Annotated in this window: 18 protein-coding genes; 10 read left to right on the forward strand and 8 right to left on the reverse strand. The window is 75.6% G+C overall.

The window, feature by feature from the left end; translation table 11 throughout:
* Positions 1-2 precede the first annotated feature (2 nt).
* Complete coding sequence (locus tag AB0G32_RS09115; RefSeq protein WP_361160370.1) at positions 3-680, forward strand: response regulator transcription factor; 678 nt, start codon at positions 3-5, stop codon at positions 678-680.
* On the forward strand, positions 680-2,074 hold the full coding sequence (locus AB0G32_RS09120; protein WP_361160372.1) for a HAMP domain-containing sensor histidine kinase: 1,395 nt from the start codon (positions 680-682) through the stop codon (positions 2,072-2,074). Before AB0G32_RS09115 ends, AB0G32_RS09120 begins: the two co-directional genes overlap by 1 nt.
* On the opposite strand, the gene AB0G32_RS09125 is transcribed toward AB0G32_RS09120, so the two are convergent.
* Both AB0G32_RS09125 and AB0G32_RS09130 read right to left on the reverse strand, forming a co-directional pair.
* On the reverse strand, positions 2,065-3,024 hold the full coding sequence (locus AB0G32_RS09125; protein WP_361160375.1) for a TAXI family TRAP transporter solute-binding subunit: 960 nt from the start codon (positions 3,022-3,024) through the stop codon (positions 2,065-2,067). The genes AB0G32_RS09120 and AB0G32_RS09125 overlap by 10 nt on opposite strands.
* A gap of 110 nt (positions 3,025-3,134) precedes the next feature.
* Positions 3,135-3,662 carry a DinB family protein gene (locus AB0G32_RS09130; protein ID WP_361160378.1) on the reverse strand — a complete coding sequence of 176 codons (528 nt, stop codon included), beginning with the start codon at positions 3,660-3,662 and terminating at the stop codon, positions 3,135-3,137.
* A gap of 145 nt (positions 3,663-3,807) precedes the next feature.
* Between AB0G32_RS09130 and AB0G32_RS09135 the strand changes: the two genes are divergently transcribed.
* Positions 3,808-4,563: a phosphotransferase gene (locus tag AB0G32_RS09135; RefSeq protein ID WP_361160381.1), complete on the forward strand. Its 756-nt coding sequence runs from the start codon at positions 3,808-3,810 to the stop codon at positions 4,561-4,563.
* 32 nt (positions 4,564-4,595) lie between these two features.
* Here the strand turns inward: AB0G32_RS09135 and AB0G32_RS09140 are convergent, their stop codons facing one another.
* Positions 4,596-5,558: a zinc-binding dehydrogenase gene (locus tag AB0G32_RS09140; protein WP_361160384.1), complete on the reverse strand. Its 963-nt coding sequence runs from the start codon at positions 5,556-5,558 to the stop codon at positions 4,596-4,598.
* 86 nt (positions 5,559-5,644) lie between these two features.
* On the opposite strand from AB0G32_RS09140, the gene AB0G32_RS09145 reads away from it, so the two are divergent.
* The 4 genes from AB0G32_RS09145 (at position 5,645) to AB0G32_RS09160 (ending at position 9,029) form a co-directional block, all read left to right on the forward strand.
* Positions 5,645-6,265 (forward strand): helix-turn-helix domain-containing protein, encoded by a 621-nt coding sequence (locus tag AB0G32_RS09145; RefSeq protein WP_361160387.1) that lies wholly within the window; start codon positions 5,645-5,647, stop codon positions 6,263-6,265.
* Between the two features lie 275 nt (positions 6,266-6,540).
* Positions 6,541-6,915, forward strand: a complete 375-nt coding sequence (locus tag AB0G32_RS09150) for a DUF485 domain-containing protein (protein ID WP_361160390.1) — start codon at positions 6,541-6,543, stop codon at positions 6,913-6,915.
* Positions 6,912-8,540 carry a cation acetate symporter gene (locus tag AB0G32_RS09155; protein ID WP_361160393.1) on the forward strand — a complete coding sequence of 543 codons (1,629 nt, stop codon included), beginning with the start codon at positions 6,912-6,914 and terminating at the stop codon, positions 8,538-8,540. The genes AB0G32_RS09150 and AB0G32_RS09155 overlap by 4 nt, the downstream gene beginning before the upstream one ends.
* A 105-nt stretch (positions 8,541-8,645) precedes the next feature.
* Positions 8,646-9,029: a VOC family protein gene (locus AB0G32_RS09160; protein ID WP_361160394.1), complete on the forward strand. Its 384-nt coding sequence runs from the start codon at positions 8,646-8,648 to the stop codon at positions 9,027-9,029.
* On the opposite strand, the gene AB0G32_RS09165 is transcribed toward AB0G32_RS09160, so the two are convergent.
* On the reverse strand, positions 9,004-9,765 hold the full coding sequence (locus tag AB0G32_RS09165) for an alpha/beta fold hydrolase (protein ID WP_361160397.1): 762 nt from the start codon (positions 9,763-9,765) through the stop codon (positions 9,004-9,006). The two genes, AB0G32_RS09160 and AB0G32_RS09165, sit on opposite strands and share 26 nt — an antisense overlap.
* Positions 9,766-9,915: 150 nt before the next feature.
* Between AB0G32_RS09165 and AB0G32_RS09170 the strand changes: the two genes are divergently transcribed.
* Positions 9,916-10,755, forward strand: coding sequence for a helix-turn-helix transcriptional regulator (locus AB0G32_RS09170; protein WP_361160400.1), 840 nt, complete (start codon positions 9,916-9,918; stop codon positions 10,753-10,755).
* Here the strand turns inward: AB0G32_RS09170 and AB0G32_RS09175 are convergent.
* The 3 genes from AB0G32_RS09175 to AB0G32_RS09185 form a co-directional block, all read right to left on the reverse strand.
* Positions 10,748-11,986 (reverse strand): wax ester/triacylglycerol synthase domain-containing protein, encoded by a 1,239-nt coding sequence (locus AB0G32_RS09175; protein ID WP_361160403.1) that lies wholly within the window; start codon positions 11,984-11,986, stop codon positions 10,748-10,750. The genes AB0G32_RS09170 and AB0G32_RS09175 overlap by 8 nt on opposite strands.
* A 190-nt stretch (positions 11,987-12,176) precedes the next feature.
* Entirely contained in the window at positions 12,177-12,716 is a 540-nt protein-coding gene (locus AB0G32_RS09180; protein ID WP_361160406.1) for an SRPBCC family protein, read from the reverse strand.
* A 53-nt stretch (positions 12,717-12,769) separates the two neighbouring features.
* Positions 12,770-12,985 carry a 4-oxalocrotonate tautomerase family protein gene (locus tag AB0G32_RS09185; protein WP_361160408.1) on the reverse strand — a complete coding sequence of 72 codons (216 nt, stop codon included), beginning with the start codon at positions 12,983-12,985 and terminating at the stop codon, positions 12,770-12,772.
* 144 nt (positions 12,986-13,129) lie between these two features.
* Here AB0G32_RS09185 and AB0G32_RS09190 point away from each other — a divergent pair, with 144 nt between their 5' ends.
* Positions 13,130-14,026, forward strand: coding sequence for a helix-turn-helix transcriptional regulator (locus AB0G32_RS09190; RefSeq protein ID WP_361160548.1), 897 nt, complete (start codon positions 13,130-13,132; stop codon positions 14,024-14,026).
* A gap of 10 nt (positions 14,027-14,036) precedes the next feature.
* Here the strand turns inward: AB0G32_RS09190 and AB0G32_RS09195 are convergent, their stop codons facing one another.
* Positions 14,037-15,476, reverse strand: a complete 1,440-nt coding sequence (locus tag AB0G32_RS09195) for an MFS transporter (protein ID WP_361160410.1) — start codon at positions 15,474-15,476, stop codon at positions 14,037-14,039.
* A gap of 231 nt (positions 15,477-15,707) precedes the next feature.
* On the opposite strand from AB0G32_RS09195, the gene AB0G32_RS09200 reads away from it, so the two are divergent.
* Positions 15,708-16,625, forward strand: coding sequence for a helix-turn-helix domain-containing protein (locus tag AB0G32_RS09200; protein ID WP_361160413.1), 918 nt, complete (start codon positions 15,708-15,710; stop codon positions 16,623-16,625).

The raw sequence follows: 16,625 nt of genomic DNA on the forward strand, positions 1-16,625 counted from the left end.
GCATGCGTGTGCTGCTGATCGAGGACGACGAGCGGCTCGCCGACGCCCTCACCACCGCCCTCGTCGAGCGCGGCCACCCGGTGGAACGGGTGAGCCGGGCCGACGAGGGCCTGCGCCGCAAGGACCGCGCCGACTTCGTCCTCCTCGACCTCGGACTGCCGGACATGGACGGCCTGGACATGCTCCGGCAGCTGCGCCGGGTCTCCGCCGTACCGGTGATCGTGCTGACCGCGCGCGGCGACGAACGCACGGTCCTGCAAGGACTGAGCCAGGGCGCCGACGACTACCTCACCAAGCCGTTCCGGATCAAGGAACTGCTGGCCCGGATGGACGCCGTAGGCCGCCGTGCCGGGCAGGCCCGACCGCCCGGCCGCGAGCCCCGGGCCGCGGCCCGGGAACTGGACGTCGGCGACGTGCACATCGACCTGGCGTCCCGCACGGTGACCGTGGCCGGGTGCGAGGTCGCCCTGACGGCACGCGAGTTCGACGTGCTCGGCCTGCTGGCCCGCACCCCGGGCGTCGTCCGCAGCCGGCAGGAGATCATGGACGCGGTCTGGGGCGACGCCTTCCTCGCCGTCTCCCGCTCCCTGGACGTGCACGTCTGGGGCATCCGCACCAAGACCGGCCGGCCCGACCTGATCCGCACCCTGCGCGGGGTCGGCTACCGGCTGGGCGGCTGATGCGCCGCCGGCTGCTGGCCACCTACCTCACGCTGATCGGCGGCATCCTGCTCGCCCTGTCCGTCCCGCTGGGCCTGGCCTACACCCAGGAACGGACCGCCGAACTCCTGCTTGCCCGGCGCGCCGACGCCACCCGGCTGGCGGAGCTGGCCGAAGGGGCGATCAAGGACAGCGACCCGAGCGTGCTGCGCGCCGAGGCCGACCGTTACGCCTGGCTCTACGGCGCCGCGGTGGAGGTGCGCCGCGACTCCGGCACCGTCCTGGTCCGCGCGGGCGACCCGGTGCCGGACGGCGCCGGACCGCTGCGCCGGGCACTGGCCGGCCGCACCACCGCGCGCCTCCCGCTCGTCACCGTCTTCGGACCGGACCGGGTGGTGATCGCCGAACCGGTGGGCAGCGATGCCCAGGTGACCGGCGTGGTGCTGCTCGCGGCCCCCACCTCCGAGGCCCGCGACGACGTCCTGCGGGTGTGGCTCACCCTGGCCGGGGGCGCCGCGGTCGCCTTCGCCCTCGCGGTGGAGGCCGCGCGGCGCCTGGCCCGCTGGGCGCTCAGGCCGGTCGACGACCTCGACGCGGTCACCGAGGCGATCGCCCAGGGCCGGATGACGGCCCGGGTCCCCGACACCGGCGGCGGACCCTCCGAACTGCGCCGCCTCGAATCGCGGTTCAACGCCATGGCCGACGCCGTCGCCGCCGCCCTCGACAAGCAGCGCGCCTTCGTCTCCGACGCCTCCCACGAACTGCGCACCCCGCTCGCCGTGCTCAGCCTCCGGCTGGAGAACCTGCGCCCGCACCTGCTGGACTCCGGCGCCGACCGCTACCACGGCGCGATGGAGGAACTCGACCGCATCGGCACCCTCCTGGAGGACCTGCTGACCCTCGGCCGTATCGAGGCCAAGGGCGCCGCCCGGGCCGAGCCGGTCGACCTGGTCGGCGAACTCGCGCCCCGGCTCGACATCTGGGCGGAGGTCGCCGAGGCCGCGGGCGTGCGGCTGCGCACCGGCCTGCCCGCCGCCCTGGTGGTGCGGTGCCCGCCCGACACCGCCGGCCGGATCACGGACATCGCCGTCGACAACGCCGTCAAGTTCGTCCCGCGCGGCGGCACCGTCACCGTCACGGTCCACGACGGCGCCCCGGGCGGCGGGGACGTACTGCTGCGGATCGAGGACGACGGCCCCGGGCTGGCCGACGCGGAACTCGCCGCCGCCCGCGACCGCTTCTGGCGCTCCCCCCGGCACAGCGGAGTCGACGGCAGCGGACTGGGCCTGGCCATCGCCGACGAACTGGCCCGCGCGGCCGGCGGCACCCTCGCGCTGCGGGCGGGCCGGCCGCACGGTCTGGTGGTGGAGTTCCGGCTGCCCGCCGGTGACCGGGCGCGGCGCGCTCAGCCGTAGACGCTCCGGTAGTACCGCACGGCACCCGGGTGCAGCGGCACCGGGTCGGTGCCGATCGCGTACCGCTCGTCCAGGTAGGCACCGGGCACCTCCGGACCCGGCAGGGTCTGCCGCGCCGCGAACATCGCCCGGGTCACCTCGAAGGCGGCCTGGACGGGCACCGCCGAGCGGGCCATCAGATACGTCGGCACCCCGACCGTCGGCACCTCGGACTCCTGCCCGTACGTCCCCGCCGGAATCGACACATCGACATACGCCGGCCCGTGCTCCGCCCGCAGCACCCGCGCGAGGCCGTCCAGCGGGACCAGCTTGACGGGCCGGGCGGCCGACAGCGCGGTGACGGCACTGGCCGGCACCCCGCTGGAGGCGAAGAACGCGTCGATCTCACCGCGCCGCAGCGCCCGCACCGAGTCGTCCAGCCCCAGATAGCAGCGGCGCACCCGCCCGCCGAGCCCGGCGGCGGCCAGGATCCGCCGGGCGACGGTGACGGTCCCCGACCCCTGGACGCCGAGCGAGACCCGCAGTCCGGCGAGATCGGAGACGGTGGCCACCCCGGCCGCCGGACGCGCCACCAGGTGGGTGTAGTTGAGGTAGATGCGGGCCAGCGCCGACACCGGCAGCGGCCGGGCGAACTCACCGGCCCCCTCGTAGGCGTCCGCGGCGCTGTCCCCGAGCACCAGACCGAGGTCGGCGGCGCCGGAACCGAGCAGCCGGAGGTTGCGGATGCTCGCCGAGGTGTTGACCACGTCGACGCGCAGCGCGTCCACCCGCCGGTCGATCTCCCGGGCCAGCCGGCGGCCGAAGGTGCCGTACGGCGCGCCCGACAGCCCGGTCGCCAGCACCAGCGACCGCACCCGCGTCCGGCCGGGACCCACCGCCGGACTCGACGCGGCCACCGCGACGGCCAGCGCGAGCAGGGCGCGGCGGGCCACGGGCGGACGGCTGGACATACCGCCAGGGTAGGGCCTGCGTCGGCGGGCGCGGATACCGCACTTGAGCCGGAAGCGGACGCGCCGCCGCGCAGACGATCACGGCGAGGGACGCGCGGGGGTTCGGCGCCTCACGCCCCGACGGCTCCGTCTATGCCCTCCCTGAGCAGGTCGGCGTGACCGTTGTGACGGGCGTACTCCTCGATCAGATGCACCATGATCCAGCGCAGCGAGACACCGGCGCCGCCGACGCGGCCGGCCTCCTCGGCGGACAGCCGGCCCAGGTCGTCCAGGGACGCGCCGTCGGCCAGTTCCCGGCTCCGGGCGACCTCCGCCCGCCAGACGGCCAGGGCCTCCTCCAGCCCCCGGCCGGGCCGCAGGCCGAAGCCGTCCGGGTTGTCCGCGCCGAACACCGGGGGCACGTCCAGGCCCGCGAACACGCCCTGGAACCAGTGCCGTTCGACCTCGGCCAGGTGCTGGACCAGACCCAGCGGCGTCATCGTGGACGGGGGAGCCGAGGCCCGTCGGGCCTGGTCGTCGCGCAGGCCCGAACACTTCAGGGCGAGCGTCGCACGGTGGAAGTCCAGCCAGGCGTCCAGCATGGGACGCTCGGCGGCGCACATCGGCGGGACGGGCCGGCCGTCCGGTGTCGTCTTCATGGGGGCACCCTGACAGGACCGGCCGCCGGACACGGCCCGCTTCGCGGGGAACGAACACCGAACACCCGGCGGCCGACCGGACGGGCCGGGCGGTGATCGGGCATGCCGGTGAGCGGGCCCGCTGGTGATCCGGCATGCTGGGCAGATGTCCGAACCGCCGCTGCCCGAAGTGCCCCTGCCGGGCGGCCTGGTCAACACCGTCGTCCGGGTCGGAGACACGGTGCGCCGGCCCGCGCCCGCCCGCGCGGCGTTCGTGCGCGGCCTGCTGCGTCTGCTGGCGGCACAAGGCTGGGACGGCGCACCGCGCTTCCTCGGCGTGGACGAGCGGGGCCGCGAGATCCTCAGCCACCTCGACGGCCATGTCGCCTGGCAGCCGCGGCAGCCCGAAGCCGTCGGCTCGGACCAGAGCCTGGCGGCGGCCGCCCGGCTGGTGCGCGCGTTCCACGACCTGACGGCCGGGACACCACTGGCCGGGACCCGGGAGGTCGTGTGCCACAACGACCTGGCCCCCAGGAACACCGTCTACCGGCCGGTCGGCGGCGCGGGCCTGCGGCCGGTGGCGTTCATCGACTGGGACCTGGCGGCGCCGGGCGCGCGGGTCCACGACATCGCCCACCTCTGCTGGCAGTTCCTGGCCCTCGGCCCGTCCGTCGCCGACGTGGCGGAGGCCGCGCGACGGGTACGGCTGATCGCCGACGCCTACGGGCTCGCGGACCGGCGGGACCTGGTGGCCACGATCCTGTGGTGGCAGGACCGGTGCTGGCGCGGCATCGAGGCCGGGGCCGCCGCGGGCGACGCCGCGACGACGCGGCTGCGCGACGCCGGGGTGGTCACCGAGGTGCGCCGGGCCCGCCAGTGGGTCGCCGGCCACCGGGACACGCTGGAACGCGCGTTGCTCTGAGCGCCGAGCGCCGAGCGGCCCGCCGGCGCGGGCTACGGCGTCAGGACGATCCGGCCGAAGACCTCACCGGCGGCCATCGCCCGGTGCGCCCGCTCGGCCCGGTCCAGGGGCAGCACCTGGTGCACCACGGTACGCAGCTCGCCCCGGGCCGCGGCGGCGAACTGCTCGCTCCGCACGGCCTGCCGGTCCGCCACGGGGACCGTCGCGGCGCTGAACGCGGCGAACGACAGCGACCGCTGGAACGCCGCCATCACCGGCGCCCCGAAGTCCGCCGGCGGCTGCCCGCCGACCGCGCCGACCACGACCAGCCTGCCGCTTGGACGGAGCCTGCCGAAGAAGGACGGCAGGTCCGCCCCGGCGACCACGTCGAAGACCACGTCGTACTCGGCGGGAGCGGCCCGGCCGCCCGCGCCGGAGCGGTCCAGCACCTGGGTCGCGCCGAGTTCGCGCAGCCGCTCGCCGCGCTCGGCGGACGACGTCGTGACCGCCACCGCGCCGGCCCCGCGCCGGGCGGCGAGCTGGACCGCGGTGATCCCGAGGCTGCCCGCCGCGCCCCGCACGAGCACCGACTCGCCCGGCGTGAACCGGGCCTGGGCGAGACCGAAGTGCGCCACCACCGAGGCACTGCCGAGCGTCACCGCCGCCACCGCCGACAGACCCGCGGGCAGCGGAAGGACCTCCGCCACCGGCGCGACCGCCTGCTCGGCGTAGCCGCCGCCGGTGCCGGTGAACGCCCAGACCCGCCGGCCGAGCCACCCGGCGTCCACGCCGTCGCCGACGGCGGTCACGGTGCCCGCCACCTCCCCGCCCGGCACATGACCCGTCCGGTACCCGTACGCGGCCAGCGCGCCGCTGCGGATCACCGCGTCGACGCCGCCGACCCCGATCGCCTCGGTGGCGATCCGCACCTGTCCGGCGCCGGGAACCGGAACCGGCAGCTCGATCACCGCCAGTCCCTCCGGACCCCCGAACGCCTTGATCGCCACTGCCTTCAACGCCTTCTCCTCACTGCTCGGCCGCGGTGCCCACCGCCCTTCGGACGCTAACGGACGCCCCCGTCCGCTTCGCTAAAGTGAGAGCGGTGACCGACCCTTTGCCTCACTCCCTGCGCTCGGACGCCCGCGACAACCGCGACCGCGTCCTCGACGCCGCCCGCGCCCTGTTCGCCGCCCGGGGGCTGGACGTACCGATGCGGGAGGTCGCCCGGCACGCGGGGGTCGGCCCGGCCACCCTGTACCGCCGCTTCCCGACCAAGCGGGACCTGGCCACCGCGGCCTTCGCGGACCAGCTGCGGGCCTGCCAGGACATCGCCGAGGACGGCCTCGCCGACCCCGACCCGTGGCACGGCTTCTGCCGGGTGATCGAGCGGATCTGCGCGCTGCATGCCCACGACCGGGGTTTCACCGAGGCCTTCGTGTCGGCCTACCCCGAGGCGGTGGACCTGGCCGCCGGCCGGGAGCAGACCCTGCGGGCGGTCGCCGCACTGGCCCGGCGCGCCAAGGAGGCCGGCCGGCTGCGCCCCGACTTCGCGCTGGACGACCTGATCCTCGTCCTGATGGCCAACCGGGGCATCCAGGCACCGACACGGGCCGCCGGGGCCGCCGCCTCCCGCCGCTTCGCCGCCTTCGTGATCCAGGCGTTCCAGGCGTCCCCGGACCACGCACCGCTGCCGCCGGTGGCCCGCCTGGTCGGCACGGAGTAGCCGCCGCCCCGGCCGGACCGGTACCGATGCACGCCCCGCCACCGCGACACCGGACGTAGGAGCGGATACGGCGAACGCGGGAGAGGCAGGGCGCGAAAGGCGGCGCGGCGGGCATCGGCGGCCCCGGCCGGCCCACCGGCACCACCGGCCACAGGCGTGACCGGCGCCGGACCCGGACCCGGGGGACAGTTCAACGGAAAACCCTTCGCGTCCGGTGGCACCCGCATAGCGTGCGACGAAGGTCGGGCCCCCTGCCGCGCGCTAGGAGACTTCAGATGTCCTGTGACAGCTCGGAGTCCAGCCCGGCCGGACAGCGGTATCAGGCCGGCCCGGCCTCCTGGTCCGGCTACCACCGCGCGCTGCGGGTGCTGCGGCGCGCCTGCCGGTGGCAGCGCCGGGTCGCCACCTTCGCCGCCCTCGGCTACTTCGCCGTCTTCCTCGCGCTCACCGTCGAGGCCCCCGGCCTCATGGCCCGCCCCGCGCCCGGCGGCCTGCCCACGGGACTGCTGCTGGCCCTGGCCCAGGTGCCGGTCACCTGGCTGGGCGTCGTCCTGTTCGAATACGCGGCGAAACGGTACGTCGATCCGCTGGCCCGCAGAGTCAGCGGATACGGGCGTGCGGCCGGCGGTGACGGGCAGCCGCCGGCATGACGGACCTCGGCGGCTCCGCCCAGTCCTGGTCCCTGGTCGCGTTCTGCAGCGTCGTCACCGTCACCCTGCTGCTGTGCGTGCTCACCGGCCCCGACCGGGACGACCTGGAGGAGTTCTACACCGGCTACCGCTCGCTGTCGCCGCTGCGCAACGGCCTGGCCGTGGCCGGCGACTACATCTCCGCCGCGACCGTCCTCACCGTCGGCGGGGTGATCGCGCTGTCCGGCTACGACGGCGTCGTGCTCGCCCTCAGCACGCTGCTGTCCCTGCTGCTGCTGATGGTGCTGCTCGCCGAACCCCTGCACAACACGGGCCGGTTCACCATGGGCGACGCGCTGGGCCGGCGGATGCCGGGACGGACGGTGCGCATCACGGCGTGCGCGGTGACGCTGCTGTCGCTGGTCCCGATGATGATCGTGCAACTGGCCGGCGTGGGACAGCTGCTGGGATTCATCCTGGGGTTCTCCGACAGCATGATGAAGACCGGCTGCATCGGCGGCGCGGGACTGCTGATGATCAGCTACGCGGCGCTCGGCGGGATGAAGGGCACCGCGCTGATCCAGATCCTCAAGACGGTCATCCTGCTGGGTTCCGGGCTGGTCGTCGCCGTCCTCGTCCTGCACACCTTCGGCTGGCACCCCCGGGCGATGGTCGACACGGCCGCGCGGCGCAGCGGGGCCGGCGAGGCGTTCCTGCGCTACGGACTCCAGTTCGCGGACGGCCCCCACCCCGCCGCGGACATGATCAGCACCCAGGTCGCCATCGTGCTGGGCGGCGCCTGTCTGCCGCACGTCACCATGCGCATGTACACCGCGGGCAGCGCCCGGCAGGTGCGGCGCACCATGTCCTGGGCGGTGTCGTCGGTGGCGCTGTTCATGCTGGTGATCACCGTCATCGGGATCGGCGCGACGGCACTGGTCGGCCGGGCCGGGATCACCACCGCCGACCCGCGCGGCAGCACCGCCTACCTGCTGGGCGCGCGGGCCGCGTTCGGCCCCGAGGTGTCCCGCGTGGAGAGCCTGCTGTTCAGCACCGTCACCACGGCGGTCTTCCTCACCCTGCTCGCCTCCGTCGCCGGGATGACGCTGGCCTGCGCCAACTCACTGGCGCACGACGTCATCGCCTCCCGCCGCGCGGGCCTGCCGCCGGTGCGGGAGATGACCCTGGCCCGGGTCTCCGCACTGGTCGTCGGCGTCCCGGTGGTGGTACTGGCCGCCCTGGCCCAGCATCGCAGCCTCCAGCCGCTGGCCACGCTCTCCTTCTGCATGGGCGCCTCGGCCATCGCCCCCGCCCTGGTCTTCACCCTGTTCTGGCGCAGCTTCAGCCGGACCGGCCTGCTGTGCACCCTGATCGGCGGCTCGGCCGTCACCCTGGTCCTGATGTCCGGTACCCGGCTGGTCTCCGGCTCCCCGGCCGCGGCCTTCCCCGAGGCCGACTTCAACTGGTTCCCGTTCTCGACCACCGCCCTGGTGTCGGTGCCGCTGGGCTTCGCCTTCGGCTGGCTGGGCACCCTGTGGGGCGGCCGCCGCGGCGCCCGGCGCGAACGCGAGCGGTACGCGGCCGTCGAGCACCTGGTCCTGGCCGGCCCGCCGCGCCGCCGCCCGGGATGGACCCCGGACGACTGACCGCCGTACGCCCCCCTGGCCCTCACCGCCCGCGCCGGGCGCCCCGTCGGCGACGCCCCCGGGCGGACGACGGGAGTTCGCACGACAGGCCCTACTCTCGCCCCCATGCTGAGACTCGGAATCCCCGTCATCGGTGTCACCGACCTGCCGCGCGCGGTGGCCTTCTGGACCCGGGCGCTGGACCTGGTCGCCACCGAGGAGTGGCGCAGCGGGACCTGGCGCACGCTCGACCACGCCGACGGTTCCGGCCGGGCGCTCGGCCTGCTGCGCAGCGCGTCCCCGGCCGAACCGCGCCCCCGGCTGCACCTGGACCTGTTCACGGACAGTACGGCGGAGCAGCAGGCGGAGGTCCGGCGGCTGATCGGGCTCGGCGCCCGGGCCGTCGACTGGGACCGCTACCCGCCCGAGCCCGACTTCGTGGTCCTCGCCGACCCCGACGACAACCTCTTCTGCGTCGTGGACCTCAGTCGCGCGCCGAGCGGGTCGTGACGGCGGACGCCGGGGCGAGGCGGAGCAGCAGCGCGGTGAGCTCGTCCGGCATGGTCACCATGCTGTCGTGACCGGTCGGCAGCTCCCACACCCGCGCCGGCGTCCCGTTCGGCTGCACGGCGGGCACCGGCCGCCGGGCGAACCCCTCCGGCACACCGGCCACGCAGTGGATGTGGGTGCGCGCGATCCGGTCCGCGGCCGGGTTGTCCAGCCGGACCGGCTGCTGGAGGCAGCGCACCGGATGGTCCGAGGCCATCGACCGCACCCAGGCGATGTCCGCGGGATCGGTGATCCCGAACAGCCCGGCCGGCGCCGGCAGTTCGGGCAGCGGCGGCACCCGCCAGCCGCTCTCCGACTTCAGCGCCTGGTCGATCAGGTGCTGGGTCACGGGCATGACGTCGGCCGCGCTCTCGCCGTCCAGCGGGACCATCGCGTCCAGGAAGACCAGGTGCGCGATCCGCTCCGGGACCCGGTTCGCCACCGCCGAGATGACCAGCCCGGCGTAGCTGTGCCCCACCAGCACCACATCGGTGAGGTCCTCCTCGACGAGCAGCCCCACGACGTCGTCGACGTGGGTGTCGAGTCCCACCTCGGGACCGAGCAGGTGCGCCTTGTCGCCGTACCCGGTCAGGGACGGCGCCAGCGCCCGGTGGCCGGCCGACGACAGCAGCGGGACCACTCGGTCCCAGGCCCGTCCGCTGTGCCAGGCACCGTGTACGAGCAGATAGGTCGACATGGGTGTTGCTCCTCGCTGTGTGAATCCGTACGTGCGGCGTGCACGCCACCGATCACGATGCGCACCGGCCGCCCCACCAGCCAGAGCCCCCGCGATCCTGGGGGTGACAGGACCAGGCAGCGGCCCGGAACCACGACCTACAGTGGGTGGATGACCGATGAACCGAACCTGCTCGGTGACTATGTGCGCGCTCGCCGCGAGCTGGTCACTCCCGAGGCGGCCGGTATCCCCGCGGTGGGAATCCGGCGGGTGCCCGGACTGCGCCGCGAAGAGGTCGCGATGCTCGCCGGCATCAGCGCCGACTACTACCTGCGCCTGGAGCAGGGCCGGGACCGCAACCCGTCCGTGCAGGTCCTCGAATCGCTGGCCCGCGTCCTGCGGCTAGACGACGACGCGACGGCCTACCTGCTGCGCCTGGGCGCCACCCGGCCGCGCCGGCGGTCCGACCGGCGCCGGCCGGAAACCGTCCCCGCGGGCATCGCCCAGCTCGTCAGCACACTCCCGCTGCCCGCGCTGGTCGAGGACCGCTACTTCGACATCCTCGCCGCCAACCCGTTGGCGACGGCCCTGTCGCCGCGGCTGGCGGCGGGCGTCAACCGGCTGTGGGGCCTGTTCTGCGACCCCGCCGACCAGGCCCTCTACCCGGACTGGGAGGAGACCACCGAGGGCGCGGTCGCGGTCTTCCGCCAGTCGATCGGCACCGACACCGACGACCCCCGGTTCGTCGAGCTGGTTGGCGGGCTCTGCCTGCGAAGCCCCCGCTTCAGCCGGCTCTGGGCCCGCCACGACGTCCAGGTGTGCGAAGGAGCGCCGATGCGTTTCGCCCACCCGCAGGTCGGTGACCTGCGGCTGAACGCGGAGAAGCTGCACATCGGCGGTACGGCGGGCCAGATGCTGGTGGTGCTGCACCCGGACCCCGGCACCGACAGCGCCGACAAGCTGGCCCTGCTCGCCTCCGTCGCGCGGACCCCGGCGGACGCCGTCAGCTGAGCGCCCGCACCCAGTGCCTGGGCAGCGCGGTGGTGTGCGCCCGGGCGGCGTCGGTGACGACCGTGCAGCGCACGGTGTCCGGGGTGCGGGTGAAGGACAGGTACACGAACCGCTGCTCGTCGTCGCCGACGTTCAGGAACAGCGAGGCCGCGCCCAGCCGGCCGCCGAAGCAGGTGAACGTGTCCGGAAAGGACACGCTGCTCACCACGAAGGGGTAGAGGCGGGGGTTGATCACGGCCCGCAGTCCGCGCACCCCGGGGGCCAGCGGACCGGGCAGGTCCAGCAGCGCGCGCAGCGCGTCGCGGCGGCGCGAGTGCCGTACGGCGTCCGTCTGCCGGCGCACCTCGGCCGCCGAGGCGGCCAGCGTGGCGGCGGACACCGGCAGATACAGCCGGTGGAAGGCGACGTGGTTGCCCGGCCGGAGCCGTTCCGGCGGCCGCCGGGTGGACATCGCCACCAGCGTCCGGGCCGGCGACGGGGCGTCGGGCAGCGCCAGTTCCGTGCTCCACGACCGCAGGGCGAGCGCCAGCGCGGCCACCGCGATGTCGTTCACGCTGGCGCGGTGGGTGTCCGCCAGGGCGCGCAGCCGGGCCAGCGGCACATCACCGTGCGCCCACCGCACGCCACCGCCCGGCCCGGCCACCCGGCGCATGGTGTTCCAGGGCGCCCCCGGGCGGAGCACGGGCGCGACCGTCTCCCGCATCGCCCGCAGGCCCGCGCGCAGGCCGGGGCCGGCGCCGGGATACAGCCGGGGCCCGTTCACCGGGGTGTCCGCGAGGAGGGCGAGGGCGCTGTGCGCGGCGCCGACCCCGTCGTGCAGGCCGTGGTGCACGCGGAAGCACATCCGGAACCGCCCGGCGGACGGCCGGGTGAGCAGCCAGCAGTCCCACGGCGGATGTCCCGGACCGGGCAGCTCCCGGGTCAGCAGGGCCTCGCAGGCGTCCTGGAGCGCCCGGTCCCCGTCCGGGGTGTCCGTGGCGTCCGGGACGGGCCAGTGGCGGACGTGGACGTCCGGCTCGACGGGGCCGGTCCGCACGGGCCAGTACCGGGCGGAGCCCGCCGGCAGCAGACGGTTCAGCGTGGGCAGCGAGCCCGACCGGCGCACGACGCGCCGCGCCAGCTCGTCCACGGACGGCGCCCGGCCGTCGAAGTCGAGGAAGAATCCGGCGACGGGGGGCCGCCGCATCGTGAGGAAGGCGCGATCGGTCGCGGTGATGGAGTACACGCTCACCGCAACGAGCCCGCGCCCCGACCGGTCACGTCGCGCCCTCGTCGGGAATCGCCCGGGTGACAGCGTGGGAGCGGCCGTAGGGGCCGCCACCGGGCGGGGCGGACGGGATGGAGGCCGGCCGGATCGCGGCGGGCGCGGCGAGCGGGAGCACGCGAGGCCGGCGGTGTGCCCCGGGGGCTTGCCGTCCGGGCTACCGGTGGCCGGGGTCCGTCTCCGCGAGCGCCTTGAGGCCGGTGAGGGTCTCCCGGATGCCCGCGCGCAGTTCCGCCAGCCGGGCGGCGACGAGGTCCGGCTCGCGGTCCGGCCAGCGCTCGATCGCCCGGGTGAGGCCGCTGGCGCCCGGCCCCACCCGCACCGACTGGCGCAGCCGGGTGCCGTCCTCCTCGGCCTCCAGCGTGTAGCTCCAGACCGCCATCGGCCGGGCCGGGTCCAGGGTGGGCGGCCCGTAGTGGCCGTCGGCGTCCGTCACCGCCCAGGTGAACGTCCGGCCCGGGGTCAGCTCGGTCACGTGGGAGACGGTGCGCCACTGGCCGAGCAGCCGGTGCCGGTTGTGGCCCTCGAAGCGCGCGCCGGGCGCGGGCCGGTCCGCGCCGTCGAGCCAGGCGACCCGGCGCAGTTCCGGACTGAGCCGGGCCGGGAGTCCGATGTCGGTCACCAGTTCCCAGACCCGGCCCGGCCCGGCCGCCACGGATACCTCGCAGTGCGTACGGGGTTCGTCGGTGAAGCGCATGTCGTCCCTTTCCGGCGTCGGTCCGGCCGCTCCCGTGGACCGTAGCCGGATGGTCAGTTCCCGGGCGAGCCGTTCAGCGCGGCGAGGGTGAGCACCTCGCCGCCGATGCCCCAGCCGCCGTCGGTGACCTCCTCGACCAGGACCAGGGTGGTGGCGCGGGCCCGCTCCCCGTAGACGTCGACGAACAGCTCGGTGGCGCGGGTGACGATCTCCTTCTTCCGCCGGTCGTCGAGGGAACCGGCGGGGACCTTGAAGTTGGCGAACGGCATGGTGGTGGCACTCCTTGTGAGGGCTGGCGGTGGATGCTGCGCACCCCAGCCTGGGCGACGGCGCCCGGCCCGGCCAGGGTGGACCGCACCCAGGGGTCGCCGTCCCCTGGCTCCCGGGTGCCGGTGTGCGTGACGATGGCGGACGTGAACCACAAGGAACTCGGTGCCTTCCTCAAGTCCCGGCGCGACCGGATCCGGCCCGCGGACGTCGGTCTGAGCGCCGGTCCCCGGCGCCGGGTGCCCGGGCTGCGGCGCGAGGAGGTCGCCCAGCTGGCCGGCCTGTCGGCCGACTACTACACCGAACTGGAACGCGGCCGCGGCGCCCAGCCCTCCGCGCAGGTGCTGGCCGCCCTCGCCCGGGCGCTGCGCCTGAACGGCGACACCCGCGACCACCTGTTCCACCTCGCGCGGCGGCCGCTGCCGCCGGCGGCGCACGGCCCGGACGCGCACGTCCAGCCCGCCCTGCTCGGGCTGCTGGACCGGCTCGGCGGCACGCCCGCCCAGATCATCACCGACCTGCACGAGACCCTGGTGCAGAACCCACTGGCCGCCGCGCTCGTCGGCAGGCCCCCGGCGGGGCGCGGACCGGAGGCGAGCCTCGTGCACCGCTGGTTCACCGACCCGGCCGCCCGCGCCCTCTACCCGGCCGAGGACCACCCGCACCACTCCCGCGTCCTCGTCGCCGACCTGCGGGCCGTGGCCGCCCGGCGCGGCGCCGACGTCCGGGTCCGGCGGATGGTCGCCGGACTGCGGCGGCGCAGCCCCGAGTTCAGCGCCCTGTGGGACACCCACGACGTCGCCCTCAGACGGACCGATCACAAACGGATCGTCCACCCTGTCCTGGGCGTCGTCGAACTGGACTGCCACAGCCTGTTCAGCGAGGACGGCTGCCAGCGCCTGCTGTGGTTCACCGCCCCGCCCGGCACCGAGGGCGCCGGACAGCTGGAACTGCTCGGCGTGATCGGCGCCCAGGACATGGCGGCGGACCGGCCAGACCCGGCCCTGGTCCGGCCGCCCGCCGACCGGACCGCCGGCCGCTGAGCCGGCCGGGTCACTCCCGGGGCAGTGCGAGCCGGGACAGTACCGCGGTGGCCAGCAGCAGGGCGGCGACGAGCAGCAGACCGGTCCGCATGCCCGGCAGCGAGAAGCCGCCGTCCGGCGCGGCGAGCAGACTGCCGAACACGGCGACGGCGAGCGCGCCGCCGGTCTGCCGCAGCGAGTTGAGCAGCCCCGACGCCGTCCCCGCCCGGGCCCCCGGCACGGCGTCCATCAGCAGCGCGGTCAGCGCGGGCACCACCAGCGCCCCGCCGACACTCAACGGCACCAGCAGCACCAGCACCAGCCACACCGGGGTGCGCGCGGCCAGCGGCAGCAGCGCCAGCATCGCGCCGACGAACACCAGTTGCCCGGCCACGATCACCGGCCGCCGCCCGATCCGCTCGGCCAGCCGCGGCGAGACCAGGTTGGTCGCCGTCACCAGCGCCGACATGGGCACGAACATCAGCCCGGCCACCGTCCCCGACATGCCGCGCACCTGCTGGTAGTACAGCCCGAGGAGGAATATCCCGCCGTAGAAGGCGGCGTTGACGGCGAAGCCGACCGCGAGCGGGACGGCGACCCGGCGGTCGGTCAGCAGGTCCAGCGGCACCATCGGCCGCCGCTGGAGGCGCTCCACCGCCCAGAAGGCGTATCCGGCGGCGACGGCGAGCACCGCGGCCGCCAGCACCGGGACGCTGGTCCAGCCCCGGTGCCCGCCCTCGATCACCGCGAACGCCAGGGAGGCCAGGGCCAGTACGGCCGTGAGCTGCCCGGCGCCGTCCAGCGCGGCGGGCCGGCGCGGCGAGCCGGGCACCCGGATCAGCAGGCCCAGGATCACCGCGCCGACCGGCAGGTTCAGCAGGAACACCGCCCGCCAGCCGGCCGTGTCGGTGAGCAGCCCGCCCAGCACCGGACCCGCCGCCATCGCCACCGACCCGCCGACCGTCCACAGGGCGATGGCGCGGGCCCGGGCCCGGGCGTCGTCGTAGGCGTGCCGGATCAGCGCCAGCGAGGCCGGCAGCACGATCGCCGCCGCACCGCCCTGCGCCACCCGCGCGCCGGTCAGCACCGCGATGTTCCCGGCCAGCGCGCAGGCCAGGGAGGCGACGGTGAACAGGGCCACCCCCCAGGCGTAGGCGCGGCGGGCACCGATCCGGTCGGCCAGGGCGCCGGCGGACAGCATCAGCGCCGCGAACGTGAGGGTGTACGCGTCGACCACCCACTGCAGCCCCGCCATCCCGCCGCTGAGGGAGTCCTGGATCGCGGGCAGCGCGATGTTCACGGCCGAGACGTCGATGGTGATCACGGTGAAGCCGAGCAGCCCCGCGACCAGGGCGAGGGCGCCGCGCGCCACCGGACGGTCCGTCCCCGGCGGACCACCGCGCCCGGCGTGGCGCATGGGCGCGGACGGCACGGAGCCGTGGGCGGGGGACCGGCGACGGAGAGCGGGCACGGCGGAACTCCTCGAAGAGAAGGGCAGCGACGGGACGGGCGGGCGGTACCGGCCGCCGGGCCGCGGTCCGGTGCCGCGCACCCCCTGGGCCCCGGCGGCCGGGCCGCCCGCTCCGCAGACCACTCTGGGCCCGCGCGCCGCCGCCCGGCAGACCGCGCCGTACCGGAGGTGCCGCGTTCCAGGCAGTGACACGGCCCCGCACGCTCCCCGGCCGCCTGTCAGAATGGGCGGATGGCGACAGCAGGGACAGGGGACGCGCGGGGCACCGAACTCGGCCGGTATCTCAAGGCCCGCCGGGCCCAGGTACGACCGCAGGACGTCGGCCTCCCGGCCGGCGCGGGCCTGCGCCGCACCCCCGGCCTGCGCCGCGAGGAACTGGCCGCGCTGGCCGGGGTGAGCGTCGACTACTACATCCGGCTGGAGCGCGGCCGGGAGACCAACCCGTCCGTCGCCGTCGTGGACGCCCTCGGCCGCGCCCTGCGGCTGCGCGGCGACGCCTACGAACGCCTGCACGAACTGGCCGAGCTGGCCTCCGGCCGGAGCTCCGAACTGCCGGCCACCTCCGACCACACCGTCCGCGACTCGGTCCTGCGGATGCTGGAGTCGGTCCGCCCGATGCCCGCCTACGTGGTGAACCGCTTCAACCGGGTGCTGGCCGCGAACCCGCCGGCCCGGCGGCTGATGCCCGGCCTGTGGGAGTGGCCCGAGGAACAGCGCAACCTGACCCGCTACCTCTTCCTGCACCCGGTCGGCCGGACCCTGTACGAGCCGTGGGAGGCGACCGTCACCTCCTCGGTGGCGCACCTGCGCGCGGTCGCCGGCGCCGACCCGGAGTCGGCGGAGCTCACCGCCCTCGTCGGCGAACTGGTCGTGAAGTCGCCGGACTTCGCCCGGCTCTGGGAGCGCTACGACGTCTGCGAACGCGGCGGCGGCCAGAAGACGTTCCGGCACCCGAAGGCGGGCCTGATGACGCTGACCTACGAGGTCATGCGGCTGGCCCGGACCGGCGGCCAGCGCATGGTGGTCTACCAGGCGGTGCCCGGCACCCCGGACGAGGCGGCCGTGCTGCGCCTGGAGTCCGCCGCCGCCCGCCCGGTGCCCGCCCCGGCCGGCCACCCGGAGCCGGCCGGCAATCTCAGAGCCTTCTGA

Origin of the sequence: Streptomyces sp. NPDC023723 (assembly GCF_040639815.1) — a bacterium.
Lineage (GTDB): Bacteria > Actinomycetota > Actinomycetes > Streptomycetales > Streptomycetaceae > Streptomyces.

Coding starts and splice junctions, on each gene's coding strand:
- AB0G32_RS09115 (WP_361160370.1), top strand. CDS start 3: ATGCGTGTGCTGCTGATCGAGGACGACGAGCGGCTCGCCGACGCCCTC.
- AB0G32_RS09120 (WP_361160372.1), top strand. CDS start 680: ATGCGCCGCCGGCTGCTGGCCACCTACCTCACGCTGATCGGCGGCATC.
- AB0G32_RS09125 (WP_361160375.1), bottom strand. CDS start 3,024: ATGTCCAGCCGTCCGCCCGTGGCCCGCCGCGCCCTGCTCGCGCTGGCC.
- AB0G32_RS09130 (WP_361160378.1), bottom strand. CDS start 3,662: ATGAAGACGACACCGGACGGCCGGCCCGTCCCGCCGATGTGCGCCGCC.
- AB0G32_RS09135 (WP_361160381.1), top strand. CDS start 3,808: ATGTCCGAACCGCCGCTGCCCGAAGTGCCCCTGCCGGGCGGCCTGGTC.
- AB0G32_RS09150 (WP_361160390.1), top strand. CDS start 6,541: ATGTCCTGTGACAGCTCGGAGTCCAGCCCGGCCGGACAGCGGTATCAG.
- AB0G32_RS09155 (WP_361160393.1), top strand. CDS start 6,912: ATGACGGACCTCGGCGGCTCCGCCCAGTCCTGGTCCCTGGTCGCGTTC.
- AB0G32_RS09160 (WP_361160394.1), top strand. CDS start 8,646: ATGCTGAGACTCGGAATCCCCGTCATCGGTGTCACCGACCTGCCGCGC.
- AB0G32_RS09165 (WP_361160397.1), bottom strand. CDS start 9,765: ATGTCGACCTATCTGCTCGTACACGGTGCCTGGCACAGCGGACGGGCC.
- AB0G32_RS09170 (WP_361160400.1), top strand. CDS start 9,916: ATGACCGATGAACCGAACCTGCTCGGTGACTATGTGCGCGCTCGCCGC.
- AB0G32_RS09180 (WP_361160406.1), bottom strand. CDS start 12,716: ATGCGCTTCACCGACGAACCCCGTACGCACTGCGAGGTATCCGTGGCG.
- AB0G32_RS09185 (WP_361160408.1), bottom strand. CDS start 12,985: ATGCCGTTCGCCAACTTCAAGGTCCCCGCCGGTTCCCTCGACGACCGG.
- AB0G32_RS09200 (WP_361160413.1), top strand. CDS start 15,708: ATGGCGACAGCAGGGACAGGGGACGCGCGGGGCACCGAACTCGGCCGG.